This is a genomic window from Pseudomonas sp. EL_65y_Pfl1_R83 (assembly GCF_963970695.1).
Lineage (GTDB): Bacteria > Pseudomonadota > Gammaproteobacteria > Pseudomonadales > Pseudomonadaceae > Aquipseudomonas > Aquipseudomonas tritici.
In genome coordinates this window covers 1-716 of the sequence record NZ_CAXAQI010000082.1, presented here as the reverse complement: position 1 = coordinate 716, position 716 = coordinate 1, and the positions used below count along the sequence as shown (strand labels likewise).

General features: G+C 65.6%; 1 protein-coding gene. It reads left to right on the top strand.

Translation table 11 applies throughout. The features are described from left to right. Positions 1-716 (top strand): transposase (locus AACY08_RS27730; protein WP_339472301.1); only part of this gene is annotated, 716 nt, incomplete at both ends.

The window sequence follows — 716 nt, the reverse complement described above, 5'->3', positions numbered from 1 at the left end:
ATGCGAACACGATCCGTATGTTTCGCGAGCGGCTGACTGCGGTCGGCGCGCTCGATACGCTGTTTGCCGATTTCGACCGCCAGTTGAAGGCGCGGGGCTATCTGCCGATGGGGGGTCAGATCGTCGATGCAACGCTGGTCGCCGCGCCCAAACAACGCAACACCGAGGCCGAGAAGGCCGCGGTGAAGGCGGGCCGGAGCGCTGCCGAGATCTGGCCGGACGAACCCGCCAGGGCGCGCCAGAAGGATGTCGATGCCCGCTGGACGCTGAAGTTCGCCAAGGCGCGGCCCACGGCAGATGGCAAGCCGCAGCCGGATATCGCGATCCCGAGTTTCGGGTATAAAAGCAGTATTGCGATCTGCCGGACCTTCGGCTTCATCCGCAAGGGCAAGGTCACGGATGGCGCGCGCTACGACGGCCGCATGCTGCGCGACGTGGTGACCAGCGACAACACCGCCTCGGATGTCTGGGCCGATACCGCCTATCGCAGCCAGAGCAACGAACGCTGGCTGAAGGCCCAGGGCCGGGTCAGCCGCATCCACCGCAGAAAGCCCAAGGGCAGGCCAATGCCCGCCCATGTTCGCCGCGGCAACGCCACCAAATCCAGGGTCCGTGCGCGCGTCGAGCATGTGTTCGCGCATCAGAAGGCCGTCATGGGCCTGTTCATCCGCACCATCGGCATCGAACGGGCCAAGGCCAAGATCACGCTCGCCAAC